Below are 14,714 nucleotides of genomic sequence, written 5' to 3'. Positions count from 1 at the left end.
CCGGCAATGCCCGTTTCACCTAGTGCGATGCTGCGATACCTGATGGACCAGCATAAACTTCCGGAATCGACACTTCCGGAACTGGGCAGCCAGAGTACAGTTGCACAAATACTTGAAGGCACCCAAGAACTCAATATCCGGCAAATCAAGGCGCTTGCCGCCCGTTTCCAAGTACCGGCAACGCTGTTCCTTTAATCCTCTTGCGCGCCTGATCGTCTCCCGCTCGCGCAATCGACCTGCGCACGATTGAATTTTCGCCTAAGTAAGCGCATGTATTCTTTGGCAACGAGCTGAAACGATCCTCCTGCGCCGGCCAACACCGCGCATTACCGCCTGGACCGGTTCGCCTTCCCCGTTGCCAACCACGAAAGCCGCCATGCGCCTGCCCCTGATCGCCCCGTCCGACCTCAGCCCCGAACAACAGCCCCTGTACGACGACATGCGCAAGGGCATTGAATCGAACTTCAACGCCTTCGTCTCCCAGCGTGAGGATGGCGCCCTGATGGGGCCGTGGAACCCGTGGCTGCACGAACCCGCCATCGGCAAGGCAATCTGGAACCTGACCCTGGCCATGACCGCCAATGCCGTGCTGCCGGACAACGTACGCCAGATCGCCATCCTGGTGGTCGGCGCCCGCTTCGACGCCGCCTACGAACTGTACGCCCACATCGCCGTGGCCGAGGCCGAAGGCATGCCTTTGGAACGCCTGGCAACCCTGGTGGCCGACCTCAAGCCATCGGACCTGAACAAGGAAGAAAGCGTCGCCTACGACCTCGCCTACGCCCTGTGCCGCGGCGGCCTGCTCCCCGAGCCGATCTATCGCCTGGCGTTGGCCACCTTCGGCCAGAAAGGCACGAATGAACTGATTTACCTGGTCGGACTCTATTCCATGGTATCGACCACCCTCAATGGTTTCGACGTTCCGGTGCCCGAACATGCGTGACGGCTCGACCCTGCACAACCGCGCCACCGCCCCGCCCGAAGCGGCGCGGCCATGCGCCTCGGCCTTCGGCAGCATCGCCCTGTTGCTGCAGGGCGGCGGCGCGCTCGGCGCCTACCAGGCCGGCGTCTACGAGCGCTTGCTGGAAGCGGGCATCGAGCCGACCTGGATCGCCGGCATTTCGATCGGGGCGATCAACAGCGCCATCATCGCCGGCAATCCGCGCGCCGAGCGGGTCGCCAAACTGCGCAGTTTCTGGGAAACGGTCAGCAACGCCGGCGACGGCGGCGTCGGCGAATGGTGGACCAGCCTGCTCAGCGGCGACACCCTGCGCGGCTGGGCCAACCAGATGGCGGCCGGGCGCGTGCTCTCGCACGGCGTGCCGGGCTTTTTCGAACCGCGCATGCCGCCGCCTTACCTGCCCATGGCCAACCGCGGCGCCACCAGCTACTACGACACGGCGATGCTCGAAGGCACGCTCAACAGCCTGGTCGATTTCGACCGCGTCAACAGCCGCGAGATGCGCCTGTCGGTCGGCGCCGTCAACGTGCGCACCGGTAACTTTGCCTATTTCGACAACGCGGTCGATACCATCGCCGCCAAGCACATCATGGCCAGCGGCGCGCTGCCGCCCGGCTTCGACGCGGTCGAGATCGACGGCGAACATTACTGGGATGGCGGGCTGGTCTCGAACACCCCGCTCGACTGGGTACTGTCGTCGCACTCGGGGGTCGATACCCTGGTGCTGCAGGTCGACCTGTGGAGCGCCAGCGGCGCGCTGCCGCGCGACCTGACCGAAGTAGCCGTGCGCATGAAGGAAGTGCAGTTTTCGAGCCGCACGCGGGCCGCGACCGACAAGTTCCGCAAGCTGGCCGAGCTGCGCACCGCGTTCAATGAACTGCTGGCCCAGATGCCGCCCGCGCTGGCCGGCACGCCCCAGGCGCGCCTGCTGGCCGAGGCCTCCGACGAAGCGGTCTACAACATCGTCCAGCTGGTGTACCGCTCGCGCAATTACGAAGGCCAGTCGAAAGACTTCGAATTTTCGCGCGTCACCATGAACGAACACTGGCGTTCGGGCTACGATGACGCCGCGCTGACCTTGTCGCATCCGCAGATCCTGGCCTTGCCGGCGGTCGACAAGAGTCCCGCCATTTACGATTTCCTGACCTCCCGGCACGCCAGTGCCGCCACCAACACGTTGCAAGAGGAATCCCATGAACCTGCAAGATAAAGTCACCGTCATCACCGGCGCCGCCAGCGGCATCGGCAAACACATCACCAAGGTCTATTTTGAGAGCGGCGCCAAGGTCGTCATCGCCGACCTCGACCTCAAAGCCGCCGAAGCCACCGCGAAAGAACTCGATCCGTCGGGCGAACGCAGCATGGCGCTGGCCATGAACGTGACCAGCGAAACCGAAGTCGACACCGGCATCGCGGCTGTTGCCGCGCGCTTCGGCGGCATCGACGTGCTGGTGTCGAACGCCGGCATCCAGATCGTGGCGCCGGTCGAGAGCTTTGCTTTCGATGACTGGAAAAAAATGCTGGCGATTCACCTCGACGGCGCCTTCCTGACCACCCGCGCCTGCCTCAAAGTGATGTATGCGCAAGGCCGCGGCGGCAGCGTGATCTACATGGGCTCGGTGCATTCGAAAGAAGCGTCGCCGCTCAAGTCGGCCTATGTCACGGCCAAGCACGGCCTGATCGGCCTGTGCAAGGTGGTGGCCAAGGAAGGCGCGGCGCACGGCGTGCGCGCCAATGTCATCTGCCCGGGCTTCGTGCGTACGCCGCTGGTGGAAAAGCAGATTCCCGAGCAGGCCAGGGCGCTCGGCATCTCGGAAGACGATGTCGTCAAGAAGGTAATGCTCAAGGAAACCGTGGACGGCGAATTCACCACTGTCGAGGACGTGGCGCAGACCGCGCTGTTCCTGGCCGCTTTCCCGAGCAATGCGCTGACCGGACAATCGATCGTGGTCAGCCACGGCTGGTACATGCAGTAAGCACGGGCCGGGCGGCCGGACCGTTGCGGCGCCTGCGCGGCGCGCGCCTTCGTATTAAGATGGCATGCTCGCCAGGCGAGCTGCCGCGCGTCCGTCCGGACCGGCATCAACTGCCCTTCCGCGCGGAACCCATGCACGCCACACCAGTCGAAACCACCATTCCCGCCTCGAGCGCGCTTGCCACTTCCCTGGCGGGCGCCTATTTCCACGATGCCTGGGCGATCGCGCCGCTGGACACCAACGCCAGCGCGCTCGAACTGTTTCTGAAGGTGACTGCCGGCACGCCCGGCTGGGTCAACACGCTGATGACCCTGCGCAACCGGGTGGTGTCGATGCTGGGCCTGAAAAACCTCGGCACCTTGTCCGGTCTCGATCCTGCCAAACCGGCCTCGGCATACCGGATCGGCGACCGGGTCGGCATCTTTACCCTGTTCGCCAACACCCCCGACGAGGTGCTGCTGGGCGACAAGGACAAACACCTCGACGTGATCCTGTCGGTGCACCGCGCAGTCGATGCCGGCAACGGCCAGGTGCTGGCCACGGTATCGACCGTGGTGCACGTGCATAACTGGCTCGGGCGCCTCTACATGCTGCCGGTGACACCCATGCACCGCATCATCGCGCCAGCCGTGCTCAGGAATGCGGCACGGGCCTGAGCAAGTGGCGTTGCATCTTGTAAGCAAATTTGTCCACTCTGACAAGATTGTATTGACTGAGCTACACTGGCGCGTTTCCGACCTTCCATGGATTGCCCGATGAGCTGTCGACTCCTGGCCGCAAGCGCCTGCGCCGCCCTGCTGCTGAGCGGATGCCTGGTCCCCGAACGCTTTACCGCCAGGACCGCCTTCCAGTCCGATGGCAGCTACCAGTATACGTATGCGGGCAGCGCCGTGCACACGCTGGCGGCCGGACAGATGGCCAGGGACCAGCCACTCGGCCCGAAGGAAGCCGGCATGCGCATGGCAGAGGCGGACCCGCAGCGCAACGGCGAGCTGCGCCAGGCCGCCGACAACGGCAATGCACGCTACGACGTGGTGGTCGAAGGCCGGCGCCAGCCCGGCCAGGCACTCGACCTGCTCGGCGTGCTGCGCGTTCACACCGGCCCGGATGGCGTATTGACCTTGCAAGCGGGCAAGCTCGATGACAAGGAAAAAGCCAGCATGGCCGCGCTCGGCATCAAGCTCGACGGCACGCTGTCGGTGACGGTGCCGATCAGCGCCGAGGTAATCTCGCACAATGCCACCTCGACCCCCTCGTTCTTCGGCCTGATCGGCACCTATTCGTGGAAGATCGGCAGCCTGGAACAGCGCCCCGAGATGACCATCCGCTTCAAGAAATAAGCGCCGGGCCCAGCCGCGCGTTCACACCCGCCGGCGCTGCCGCCACCCGGGCGCGGCACATGCTTTTACCCCGAATCCGACGCTCCATCCCGCCAAACCGGCAGTCCGTCGCAATCGCGGTGTTGACAATCGCCCCTGTGGCTATAGTTCACTCAACCCAACGAACTTCACTCACAGGAACTCATCATGAACATCGCAAAAAACATGGAAAGCATCTTCATCGCCGCCCTGGTCGTCGTTTCCGCAACCAGTTTCGCGACCGCCAGCGCACCGGCCCCGCGCCTTGCCGCGGCGAGCGCCGTGCAAGCCGGTGCGGACGCCAACATGACCGTCGTCAGCGCCAAGCGCCTCTCCGCCGCCGAAAAGGCCCAGCTCAAAGGCTGAGCACGAACACCGGCGCGGCGCTGGCAGCGGTGCTTCAGCGCTTGGGCACCATGTCGTTCTTGACGTCCTTGACGCCGTCGATGCGGCGCACCAGCGAGAGCGCCCTCGGAATGTGATCGGCCTGCACGAAGCCGCTCAGTTGTACCGTACCCTTGAAGGTCTCGACCTGGATCTCGCTGGCCTTGAGATCGGGATCGGCCACCAGCGCGGCCTTGACCTTGCCGGTGATGATGGTGTCGTCGATGTATTCGCCGGTGCCTTCACGCTGCGGCGTGGGGGCGCAGGCCACCAGCGCCAGCAGCGCGAAGCCGCACAGGAAGCGCATAAAACGTTCTGCAAAGTTCATGGAAATGCTCCGGTAAGTGGTTGGATCACGCTATTGTCGCGTGCGAAACCACCCCGGATTTGATATGGCACAAACGGACCAGCCTTCAATGCGGCATCAGCCTTGCCCGGGCAACGGCCTGGTGCGCGCCGCGACGGCCGCGTCGGCTAATGCTTCGGGTAGCGCGCCGAGCGCCAGGTCGCGCCCGATCACCAGGCGCACGTCGGCACGCCCGAGCTCGCCCACCGCCACCACGCGCGCGGCGCCGAAGCGCTGGGCCAGGCGCTCGGCGGCCTCGCGAAATTCGGGCTGGTATTCGATGCGGGTCTGGCGCACGCCGAACCCTTTCTGATTGCTCAGGCGCACCACGCGCAGCGCGTTCCGGTCCATGGTGCCGGCCAGCGAGCGCGCCATACCGGTCACACCGTTGCCGTTGCGAATTTCGAGCAGGGCCTGGCCGGTCTGCTGCGCCGCCGGCGCAAGCGCTGCCGCAGCTACCGGTGCCAGCGCCGCCTGCGCCGGCGCGGCCGTGCCCACGCGCTGCACCACGAACACACCGGACCCATCCTGGCGCACCTCGGTACGGTCCCACTGCGGCTCTTGCGGCGGCGCCTGGCCGCCGGCCTTGACCGCGCTGTCGATGGCGGCCACGCCGGCCCGCGCGGCGACCGCGTAGTCGGCCTTGAAATCATGCGCGCGCAGGGCCCCGGCCTGGCGAAACATCTGCTGCGCGCGCTGGTGCTGCCCGACCTTCTCGAGCGCGCCGCCAAGGTGGTCCCAGGCGCGCTCGTTGAGCGGGTCGAGCAGGCAGGCTTTTTCAAGCGCGGCCAGGGCTTGCTGGAACTGGCCGTGCAAGAAATGGGCGTAGCCGAGATTGCTGAACAGGAAGGCGCTGGCCTGCCCGTCGGCGCCCTCGCCTTCTTCGGTCATGGCTTGCCACAGTTCGATGGCGCGCGCAAAATCGCCGCGCTCGGCGTACAGGGTGGCCAGGCCGTTGCGTGCCTTCAGGTGGGCCGGATCGCGCGCCAGCGCGGCGCGGTAGGCGGCCAGCGCGGCATCGTGGCGGCGCGCCAGGTGCGCGGCGCGGCCCGTCACATAGGCGTCCTCGGCGCTGGCCGGGGCGGCTGCGGGAGCGCTGGCCGGCGCCGGACGGCGGCCGGGATCGGCGCAGGCCAGCAGCAGTGCGCCGGCGATCAGCAAGGTAGTGCGTTTCAGGGTGCTTCGCATGAACGGCTCCGGTTGAGGGGATGCAGGGACGTCAGTGTCCGTTGACCGACCTGAGCGTGCGCATGATCTGCATGCCGGCCGGGCCGAGCAGGACCATCAGCAGGGTCGGGAAGATAAAGAAAATCAGGGGAAACATCAGCTTGACGCCGATCTTGGCCGCTTGTTCCTCGGCCATCTGGCGCCGCTTGGTGCGCAAGGTGTCGGCATGCACGCGCAGCGAGGTGCCCATGCTGGTGCCGAAGCGCTCGGACTGGATCATCATCGCCACCAGCGTGTCGACGTCTTCCACGCCGCTGCGCAGGGCAAAGTTGCGCAGCGCTTTTTCCTTGCTGAAGCCGGCCCGCATTTCCATCAGCACCAGCTGCATTTCCTGGGCCAGCACGATCGACTTGATGTGGATTTCGCCGGCCACCTTGATCAGCGCGCGCTCCAGGCTCAGGCCCGCTTCCACGCATACCGTCAGCAGGTCGAGCGCATCGGGAATCGACTCGAAAATTTCGCGCCGGCGGCGCCGCGCAATCACTTCGAGCACCACGTTGGGCAGGTAATAGCCGCAGGTGGCCATGCCCAGCAGCACGAACATGATGAATTGTCCGCTCATTACCTTGCTCGAGAGCGCCAGCCAGAGCCCGGCCAGCGCCGGCAGCAACAGCGCCAGCAGGGTCTTGGCGGCGAAATACAGGGGCGCCACCGATGGCCCGCGCCAGCCGGCGTTCATGAAACGGGTGCGCAGGGGCGACTTTTCCCAGCCCTGCTCGGGCAGCGACAGGGCGCCGAACGGCTGCGCCACCTTGGCCACCTTTTCCACCCAGCCATCGTTGCGCCCCACGCTGGTCTCGGCGCTGGCGGCCCCCACGCGCTTGAGGCGCTGGCGCATGTAGCCGGGCCAGAAGGTGGCCATGGCCAGTGCCGCCAGGCCGACCACGACGCCGAACACGATCAGCAGAAACAGTAATTGCGAGCCGCTCATGGCTTTCTCCTAGACGCGAATATGAATCAGTTTGCGCAGCCACAGCACGCCGATGCTGATCATCGCGCCGGCGTAGCACAGCAGGGTCACGCCTCCGGGATCGGTCCACAGCATGCTGATGTACTGGGGGTTGGTCAGGTACATCATGGCGGTGACCGCGAACGGCAGCACGCCCAGGATCCAGGCCGAGATGCGCCCTTCGGCCGACAGCACCCGGATCTGGCCGAGCAGCTTGAGGCGCTCGCGGATGATGTGGCCGATGTTGCCCAGGATTTCGGCCAGGTTGCCGCCCGATTCGCGCTGGATCAGCACCGCGATCACCATGTAGCGCAGGTCGGTCAGGGGCACCCGTTCGGCCAGGCTGTGCAGCGCTTCGTTCATCGGCACGCCGTAGTTGATTTCCTGGTGCACGATGCGGAACTCGCCGCTGAGCGGCTCGGGCAGTTCGCTGCCGACCATTTGCAGCACGTTGGTAAACGAGTGGCCGGCGCGCATGGCGCGCGCCAGGAAGTCGGCCGCCTCGGGTAACTGCTGTTCGATCTTGCCGAGGCGCTTGGCGCGCGCGCGGCGCAGCACGCCGTACGGCAGGCCGGCCCCGCCCAGCAGCAGCGCCCAGGTCAGCAAGGTTGGCGTGTCCCAGGCGTGCGCCGCCAGCGCCGCCGCGCACAGCAAGGTCAGCGAGGCCGCCAGGAACTGCGCCACCATCCAGTTGACCCCGGCCTGCATCAGCAGGCGGTCGATGGCGTGCGCCGGGCCAAGGCGCTGCAGCGCGCCGTCGAGGGTGTCGGACGCGCTGTAGCGGCGCCGCTTGAGAATCGAGATTGTGCCGCCCTCGCTGTCGGTGCCGCCCGACATCACGCGCAGGCGGCGCGCGATGCGCATGGCGCCGCCGCCGCGCGTTTCCGACCACAGCAGCCAGCCGCCCTCGACCATCAGGATCACGGCCGCGAACAGCAGCACGGCAAAAGCGTAGAAGACATAATCCATGCCCGCTCCTATTCGAAAATGCGGCTCGGGTCGAAGGCCGAGTCGGGCACGGGAGCGCCGAACAGGCGCAGGCGGTCGGCGAAACGCGGGCGCACGCCGGTGGCGCGGAAATGCCCGATCACCTTGCCCTCGGCGTCGACCCCGGTCTGCTCGAAGCAAAAAATCTCTTGCATGGCGATCATCTCGCCTTCCATGCCGGTGATTTCCTGCAGGCTGACCAGCTTGCGCGCGCCGTCGGTCAGGCGCGTGACCTGCAGCACCACCGTAATCGCCGAGCAGATCTGCTGGCGCACCGCGCGCGGGGTCAAGGTCACGCCGGCCATGCCGACCATGTTTTCCAGGCGCGCCAGGGCGTCGCGCGGGGTGTTCGAGTGGATCGTCGCCAGCGAGCCTTCGTGCCCGGTGTTCATCGCTTGCAGCATGTCCATCGCTTCGGCCCCGCGCACCTCGCCCAGGATGATGCGGTCGGGCCGCATGCGCAACGCGTTGCGCACCAGCGCGCGCTGGGTCACTTCGCCCTTGCCTTCGATATTCGGCGGACGCGTTTCGAGTCGCACCACGTGCGGCTGGCGCATCTGCAGTTCGGCCGCGTCTTCGATGGTGATGATGCGCTCGTTGGCCGGAATGAAGCCCGACAGCAGGTTGAGCAGGGTGGTCTTGCCGCTGCCGGTGCCGCCCGAGATCAGGATGTTGATCTTCGAGTGCCCGAGCGACTGCAGCACCTGCACCATGGGCGGGGTCATGCTTTTAAAGCGCAGCAGGTTCTCGACCGTCAGCGGGGTGGCCGAAAAACGCCGGATCGACAGGATCGCGCCATCGACCGCCAGCGGCGGAATGATGGCGTTCACGCGCGAGCCGTCGGGCAGGCGGGCGTCGACCATCGGGCTCGATTCATCGACCCGGCGCCCGACCCGCGAGACGATCTTGTCGATGATCTTCATCAGGTGGGCGCTGTCGTGGAAGGTGATGTCGGTCAGTTCCAGCCGTCCGCGCCGCTCCACGTAGACCTGGTTGTAGGTGTTGACCAGGATGTCCGAGACGGTGGGGTCGGCCAGCAGCGACTCGAGCGGGCCGAAGCCGAGCATTTCGTGCTGGATGTCGAGCACCAGGTCGTGCCGTTCGTGCTGGTTGAGCACGATGTGTTCTTCTTCGATGATGTGCTGCACCAGCAGGCCCAGCTCGTGCTTGAACTGCTCGGGCGTGAGGCGCTTCAAGCGTTCCAGGTCGATCCGGTCGAGCACCATCTGGTGCATGTTTTTCTTCAGGTCGTGGTAAGCATGGTTGGACGACTCCGGCTCGGCCGGCTGGCTGTGGCGGCTGTCCTCGCTCGCCGTCAGGCGCTCGCGTAAGGTCATGGGATTCTCCTGGGTGGGTTATTGTTCGACTTCGGCGCGCCCGAACAGGCGCGTGAGCAGACCCTTCGCTTCCGGCACGCGGCGCGCGGTCACCAGCTCGACCAGTTCAGCCAGGCTGCGCGCCACCGGGCTGGCGCGCGACAGTTGCAGCACCGGCACGCCCTGGTTCACCGAATCGGTCACGTTCACGTAGTCGTTCGGCACCGTGTGCATGACTTCGGCGCCGAGCGAGGCCTGCACATCCTGCAGGCGCAGGCGCCCGCCCTTTTCGTAGCGGTTCACGATCAGGCGCGTGTTGTCGTTGGCGTAGCCGAGCGAGCGGAAGATGTCGAGCAGGCGGCGCCCGTCGCGCAGGTCGGGCAGGGCCAGTTGCAGCACCGGATAGATGGCGTCGGCGTTGTCGAGCGCGCGCAGCGAAATGGCGTCGATCTGGCGTCCCACGTCGAGCACCACGTAGTCGTAGTGCTGGCGCGCCACGCGCAGGATCGCGTCCATCTGCTCGGGTTTCAGTTCGACCGCGTGGGCCGGGTCGTCGGCCGCGGCCAGGATCCCGAAACTGGGCGTCACGTGCACCAGGCAGGAGTCCAGGAAGGCGCCGTCGATGCGCGCGATCTGGCTGCACACGTCGGACAGGGTCATGGCCGGCTTCTGGTCCGACACATACAGGGTGGCGTCGCCGAACTGGCCGTGCAGGTCGATCAGGATCACCTTCTTGTCGGCCAGGCTGGCCAGGGCGTAGGCGAAATTGGTCGACAAAAAGGTGGCGCCGCTGCCGCCCTTGCACGAGATGAAGGCCAGCACCTTGCCGTCGCACACCTTGCCCGCATTGGCGGCGTCGGCGATGCGGTTGATGGCGTCGTGGAAGGCGCTGTGCACCAGCGGCAGCTGCAGCACTTCGCGCACGCCGGCGCGCATGGCACGGATCAGCAGGTTCTGCTGCTGGTCGCGCGTGAGCAGCATGAAGATCGCGCCCGGATACAGCCTGGCCAGGCGTACCAGCAGCTCGGCCTCGTCTTCATCGAGACCGCTGGCGTCGACGATCACCAGCGCCGGGGTCTCGGGCAGCACCCGCTCGATCGCATCGCGCAGGCGGCTGCGCACCGCCACCAGGGTCACGGGCGGCATGCGCGCGGCGCCCTGGGCGGCGATTTCGGCTTGCAGCTGGCTGTCTTGGGTAATCAGTAAAGCTTTCATGGAACATCCTCGTGGGTGGGGGCGCGCTTCGGTCAGAAAGCGGGGCAGGCTTCGGTCACGCCGCTCTGGTGGCCGAGCGAGCCCGCCGGCGTGACGGTGGCAAAAGTCGGGTAGGGAAAACTCCATGCGAGATACTGGCCGCTGAACAGCGGCTTGTAGCTGGCCGGCACGCATTCGGCGCCGGCCCCGGGCGCGCACAGGCGCGCTTGCACGTAGCGCACGCAGGTGGACCCGTCCGGTTTGGCGTTACAGTTGATAATGTTGCGCGAGGGGCAGGCCGGCACGGCGCTGACCGGGGTGAAATCGCTGCGCAGGTGGGCGATCACGAGACGCGCGTCGCCCCCGGCCGCGCCGAGCACCATGCCGCCCGCGCGTGGCGCCACGCCGGCGTCCTGGTTCAGAGCCGCCAGCGCATCCTTGTCGTTGGCGTCGATCGTGGCGGCCGCGCGCGCGGCGTTGCGGGTGGCGTCGGCCAGCGCGTTCCACAAATACATCGCGCGCGCCACTTCGAACAGGCCCAGCATGAACAGCAGGAAGAGCGGCAGGGTCAGGGCGAACTCGATGAGCGTGGCGCCGCGCTGGCGGGCGCGCCGCTGCGGACGGTCGTGGCGGCTGGCTGGAAGGTTGATCATCGTTGTCGGGTGCTCAGTTGTGATAAGGAACGGTCACGCTGGTACGGACCATCAGGGATTCGCCGACCTTGAACAGATCCATGATGGCGCCCATCGGCATCCTCACCTGCAGGCTGACCGTGATCAAGTCGGGCCGCTCGACACCGCCGCAGGACGTCTCGTCGAAGCCCCCGCGCTTGCAGGAGAAATGCGGTATCAGCGCAAGCTCCGGGCCGATGCCGGCGCTGGCCATGGCCCGCTCGGCGATGGCGATCGCGCGCACCTTCATGGGACTGTTGATCGGCTCACTGACGACCCACTCGGCCATCGGGACCGTGGCCAGCGACGCGGCGGCGTCCTTGTTGGCCTGCTTGAGCACCGAATACACATAGAAGATCTGACCGAAGCTGAAGATGAGCGGCAGCAGCGTGGCCATGGTCATCAGGATCAGGGCCAGTTCGATGTGGGCGATACCGCGGGTGCGGCGCGGGATACGGGATGGCATGATGGCGGACCCTTTCATCGGAACAGGACGGTGGAAGAAGCGAGGGTGGCTGGCTCGGCCAGGCCGCCGAATTCGGCGTACACCGCCGGCGGCGATATGGTCGCGCGCGAGGTCATCAAAAAGCGCCCCACCGCCAGCACCGTCGCCGTGCTGCCCGTCACCGGACATGACAGCAGCGCAATGTTAAGGATCCTGCGGCCCTTGAGCCTGGGGTAGCTGCCGGGCATAGGCGCCGTCCGGAACGTGCTCGAGCTTGCGTCGTAAGGCATGGCGGCGCTGTCGCCCGGCGCGATCGAGGCGGCCTTGACCTGGCCGGTCTTGACCGGGTACAGCGTGGGCCAGTCGGCCTTGAGGAAGGTGACGCCCGGCGTGTTCGCGCCAGGGCCCGGAAACTGCAGCGGCTTGGCGAATGCCCACAGCGGTCCATAGTCTTCCGCTTTGCTGGGGTCGACAGCCTTATCCATGTCGGCAATCGTGACCAGGCGATTTTTCACCGCATCTTCGTAGGGGCGCGCGCTGCCCCTGAGCGCAGTGCGCGCGGGAATGGTGGCCGGCAGATCCGTCCAGAACGCGGGCACGGTGTATTCCTTGACGTTGGTATCGGCCGGGGCCGCTGTCGAATCGCAGGTCGAGGCGCTGCCGGCAATGGTGCCGAAACGCGAATTGAGTTCGTCCGCCAGCGAGGGCGGGAAGTCGCGCCGCACATACAGCGTCGCATTCTCGGGCAGGAAAGGCCGCGCCAGGGTGCCGCTGCACACCATCGGCCGCAGCGCCTCGAGGCCGCGGTGCGAAGCGCTTTCGGTGGCGGGCGGAAAATCGATCGGGTTGACCTGAAAATGCAGCGGGTCGGCGCCGCCCGGGTTCAGATTGAGCAGATTGTAGTTGACCCCGCGCCGGAACCCGTGCTCGATCAGCTCGGTCAGCTGGCTTGGGGCGGTGCCGTTGACGCGCGCCTGGTGACGCTGGTTGTCGAGGGCGCAGATGGCCAGCGGGGTCACCTGCACCGTGCTGCGCCCGGCCACTGCGCGCGTGCTCACTTTCAGGGTGGCGTAGAGCGGATCGATGGCGGCGGCAAATACGGTGCGCACGCTGCCGGACAGGCCATCGAGGCCGCTGGTGTCGATGCGCGCATAGCGCATCCGCGTGCGGTTGGCCTCGCTGCCGGCATCGCCCACCGAGAACCATGGGCCGCCCGCATCCGGGCGCTCGCTAAAGCTCAGCGCGGCAGACGCCCAGCGCATTCTGGTAAAGCCGAAAAAGCTGGCATTGATGATGGCGCCGGCCTGCAGCTCGGCATTGGTGATGCCTGCAGCGCTGCCGTCGAGCGCACGCGCCGCCGCCAGCGCGGCGGCGTCGGCCGCGCCCTGCAGGTCGGCGCGCCGCATGAACGCCATCGACAGGTCGATGGCCATGCCGCCGATCAGCATCAGCGGCATCAGCATCAGCGCGAACACGATCGCGTAGGAGCCGCGCTGGCGCTGGCGGCGCCGGGCAAGCAAGCGCGCCGTGCTCATTTTGCGGCACCGACAGCCATCGGCGCGAGCGCGGCGGGCGCCTCGGCCGAGCGCTGGTAGCGCTCGTGGGCGGCGGCCGCGCTCTTGCCGTCGAGTCCGCTGACGGTGCGGTTGGCGTGCGCCGCGCCCGGGTCGATGGCCTGGGCCGCAAGCGCGGTGCGCAGCGACTGGCCGAAGCGCGCGTCCCAGTGCGGGGTGCTCGAGCAAGCGCCCAGCCAGAGCGTGGCTGCCAGCAGGCTGGCGATGCGGGGAACGATACGGGTATTCATGGCATTCTCCTATTTCAATTCAAAACCGCTGTGCGTCACCGGCCTGGCGGCGGCCCCGGGCGCGCTTGCGGCCGATGGCTGCGGCAGTCCTTCCAGATCGGCGCCGAGCATCGCCTGGCCGCGCGAGAGCGGCGCCAGGCTGTCGGTGGGCAGGCTGTAGTCGGGCGGCAGCGGCTTGACCAGATGGGCCGTGACGACAAACACCAGTTCGGTGCGGTCTTGCTGGAAATCGGTGCTGCGGAACAGCGCCCCCAGTACCGGCACCTCGCCCAGCAGCGGCAAGCCCTTGCGGTTGGCGATCAGGTTGTTCTTGATCAGGCCGCCGATAGCGAAGCTCTGGCCATCGTGCAGTTGCAAGGTGGTGCTGGCGCGCCGCGTGGTAATCAAGGGCAGCACCGCGCCGCCGGAAAAACCGGCGGCCGAGATGCCGATCCCTTCGCGCGAGACTTCCGACACTTGCGGCGCCACCTTCAGGTTGATGCGCCCGCCGGCCAGCACGGTCGGGGTAAAGCGCAGGCCGATTCCGAATTCCTTCTCTTCCAGGGTGACCTTGTTGTTGTCCTGGGCCACCGGGATGAAGATGCTGCCGCCGGCCAGGAAACTGCCTTCCTGGCCGCTGACGGCCATCACGTTCGGCTCGGCCAGCACGCGCACGATGCCATCCTGTTTCTGGGCCTCGAGCGTGGCGCCCTTGCCGCTGGCGCGGCGCACCCCGAGCGCAGCCTGGGCATTGCCGGTGATGAAATCGGCCAGCAGGGTGGTGGCCCAGCTGCCCGAGCCGAAGCCCCACTTGACCCCGCCGTCCAGGCGTTCAAGCAAGCTTTTCGAGACTTCGGCGATTTTTACTTCGAGCATCACTTGCTGGGGTGCGCCGACCGCCAGCAGGTTGATTACGCGCGCCGCCGGCGCCGCAGCGCCGGCCCCGCCCGCGCCGCCGGCCGCGCCGGTGGTGGCGGCCGCGCCGCCGGTGGCGGCGTCGCCCCCCAGCGGCGCCCCCGCACCCCCCGGCCCGCGGACCCAGGCGGGCGCCCCGTAGACCCCCCGCCGCCCCGCGGCGCCCACGGCCCCCGGGCCCCGGCCCCCCAGCCCAAAGGCC

General features: G+C 66.9%; 18 protein-coding genes. 7 read left to right on the top strand and 11 right to left on the bottom strand.

Going from position 1 to position 14,714, the window contains the following annotated elements; all coding sequences use genetic code 11:
• Nucleotides 1-42 precede the first annotated feature (42 nt).
• The 7 genes from F1609_RS34265 to F1609_RS32205 all read left to right on the top strand — a co-directional run bounded on the left by F1609_RS34265 (nt 43) and on the right by F1609_RS32205 (nt 4,661).
• Complete coding sequence (locus F1609_RS34265) at nt 43-195, top strand: hypothetical protein (protein WP_196785515.1); 153 nt, start codon at nt 43-45, stop codon at nt 193-195.
• A gap of 181 nt (nt 196-376) precedes the next feature.
• Nucleotides 377-943, top strand: coding sequence for a carboxymuconolactone decarboxylase family protein (locus tag F1609_RS32230; protein ID WP_167081730.1), 567 nt, complete (start codon nt 377-379; stop codon nt 941-943).
• On the top strand, nt 936-2,171 hold the full coding sequence (locus F1609_RS32225; protein ID WP_167081728.1) for a DUF3734 domain-containing protein: 1,236 nt from the start codon (nt 936-938) through the stop codon (nt 2,169-2,171). The genes F1609_RS32230 and F1609_RS32225 overlap by 8 nt, the downstream gene beginning before the upstream one ends.
• Nucleotides 2,155-2,937, top strand: coding sequence for a 3-hydroxybutyrate dehydrogenase (locus F1609_RS32220; protein ID WP_167081726.1), 783 nt, complete (start codon nt 2,155-2,157; stop codon nt 2,935-2,937). The genes F1609_RS32225 and F1609_RS32220 overlap by 17 nt, the downstream gene beginning before the upstream one ends.
• Before the next feature lie 131 nt (nt 2,938-3,068).
• Nucleotides 3,069-3,593: a DUF2867 domain-containing protein gene (locus F1609_RS32215; protein ID WP_167081723.1), complete on the top strand. Its 525-nt coding sequence runs from the start codon at nt 3,069-3,071 to the stop codon at nt 3,591-3,593.
• A gap of 99 nt (nt 3,594-3,692) precedes the next feature.
• Nucleotides 3,693-4,277, top strand: coding sequence for a hypothetical protein (locus F1609_RS32210; RefSeq protein ID WP_167081721.1), 585 nt, complete (start codon nt 3,693-3,695; stop codon nt 4,275-4,277).
• 186 nt (nt 4,278-4,463) lie between these two features.
• The gene (locus F1609_RS32205) at nt 4,464-4,661 is read left to right on the top strand and encodes a hypothetical protein (RefSeq protein ID WP_167081719.1); all 198 of its coding nucleotides are present in this window, start codon (nt 4,464-4,466) and stop codon (nt 4,659-4,661) included.
• A 34-nt stretch (nt 4,662-4,695) separates the two neighbouring features.
• On the opposite strand, the gene F1609_RS32200 is transcribed toward F1609_RS32205, so the two are convergent.
• The 11 genes from F1609_RS32200 to F1609_RS32150 form a co-directional block, all read right to left on the bottom strand.
• Nucleotides 4,696-5,007, bottom strand: coding sequence for a BON domain-containing protein (locus F1609_RS32200; protein ID WP_167081717.1), 312 nt, complete (start codon nt 5,005-5,007; stop codon nt 4,696-4,698).
• Nucleotides 5,008-5,103: 96 nt separating this feature from the next.
• Entirely contained in the window at nt 5,104-6,213 is a 1,110-nt protein-coding gene (locus tag F1609_RS32195; protein ID WP_167081715.1) for a tetratricopeptide repeat protein, read from the bottom strand.
• A 31-nt stretch (nt 6,214-6,244) separates the two neighbouring features.
• Complete coding sequence (locus F1609_RS32190) at nt 6,245-7,183, bottom strand: type II secretion system F family protein (RefSeq protein ID WP_167081712.1); 939 nt, start codon at nt 7,181-7,183, stop codon at nt 6,245-6,247.
• A gap of 9 nt (nt 7,184-7,192) precedes the next feature.
• Nucleotides 7,193-8,170 (bottom strand): type II secretion system F family protein, encoded by a 978-nt coding sequence (locus F1609_RS32185; protein WP_167081710.1) that lies wholly within the window; start codon nt 8,168-8,170, stop codon nt 7,193-7,195.
• Between the two features lie 8 nt (nt 8,171-8,178).
• A complete protein-coding gene (locus tag F1609_RS32180; protein ID WP_167081708.1) occupies nt 8,179-9,525 on the bottom strand; it encodes a TadA family conjugal transfer-associated ATPase in 1,347 nt (448 codons plus the stop codon).
• Nucleotides 9,526-9,543: 18 nt separating this feature from the next.
• Nucleotides 9,544-10,719, bottom strand: coding sequence for a CpaE/TadZ family protein (locus tag F1609_RS32175; RefSeq protein WP_167081706.1), 1,176 nt, complete (start codon nt 10,717-10,719; stop codon nt 9,544-9,546).
• Between the two features lie 32 nt (nt 10,720-10,751).
• A complete protein-coding gene (locus F1609_RS32170) occupies nt 10,752-11,351 on the bottom strand; it encodes a TadE/TadG family type IV pilus assembly protein (RefSeq protein ID WP_167081704.1) in 600 nt (199 codons plus the stop codon).
• Between the two features lie 13 nt (nt 11,352-11,364).
• Complete coding sequence (locus F1609_RS32165; RefSeq protein ID WP_167081702.1) at nt 11,365-11,835, bottom strand: TadE/TadG family type IV pilus assembly protein; 471 nt, start codon at nt 11,833-11,835, stop codon at nt 11,365-11,367.
• 14 nt (nt 11,836-11,849) lie between these two features.
• Nucleotides 11,850-13,349, bottom strand: a complete 1,500-nt coding sequence (locus tag F1609_RS32160; protein ID WP_167081700.1) for a pilus assembly protein TadG-related protein — start codon at nt 13,347-13,349, stop codon at nt 11,850-11,852.
• Complete coding sequence (locus F1609_RS32155; protein ID WP_167081698.1) at nt 13,346-13,618, bottom strand: hypothetical protein; 273 nt, start codon at nt 13,616-13,618, stop codon at nt 13,346-13,348. The genes F1609_RS32160 and F1609_RS32155 overlap by 4 nt, the downstream gene beginning before the upstream one ends.
• Before the next feature lie 9 nt (nt 13,619-13,627).
• The coding region (locus F1609_RS32150) for a type II and III secretion system protein family protein (protein ID WP_167081696.1) at nt 13,628-14,714 on the bottom strand (1,087 nt) is incomplete at its 5' end.

The sequence above is a fragment of the Massilia aquatica genome, from assembly GCF_011682045.1.
GTDB lineage: Bacteria > Pseudomonadota > Gammaproteobacteria > Burkholderiales > Burkholderiaceae_D > Telluria_A > Telluria_A aquatica.
This window is presented reverse-complemented; position numbering and strand designations above follow the sequence as displayed.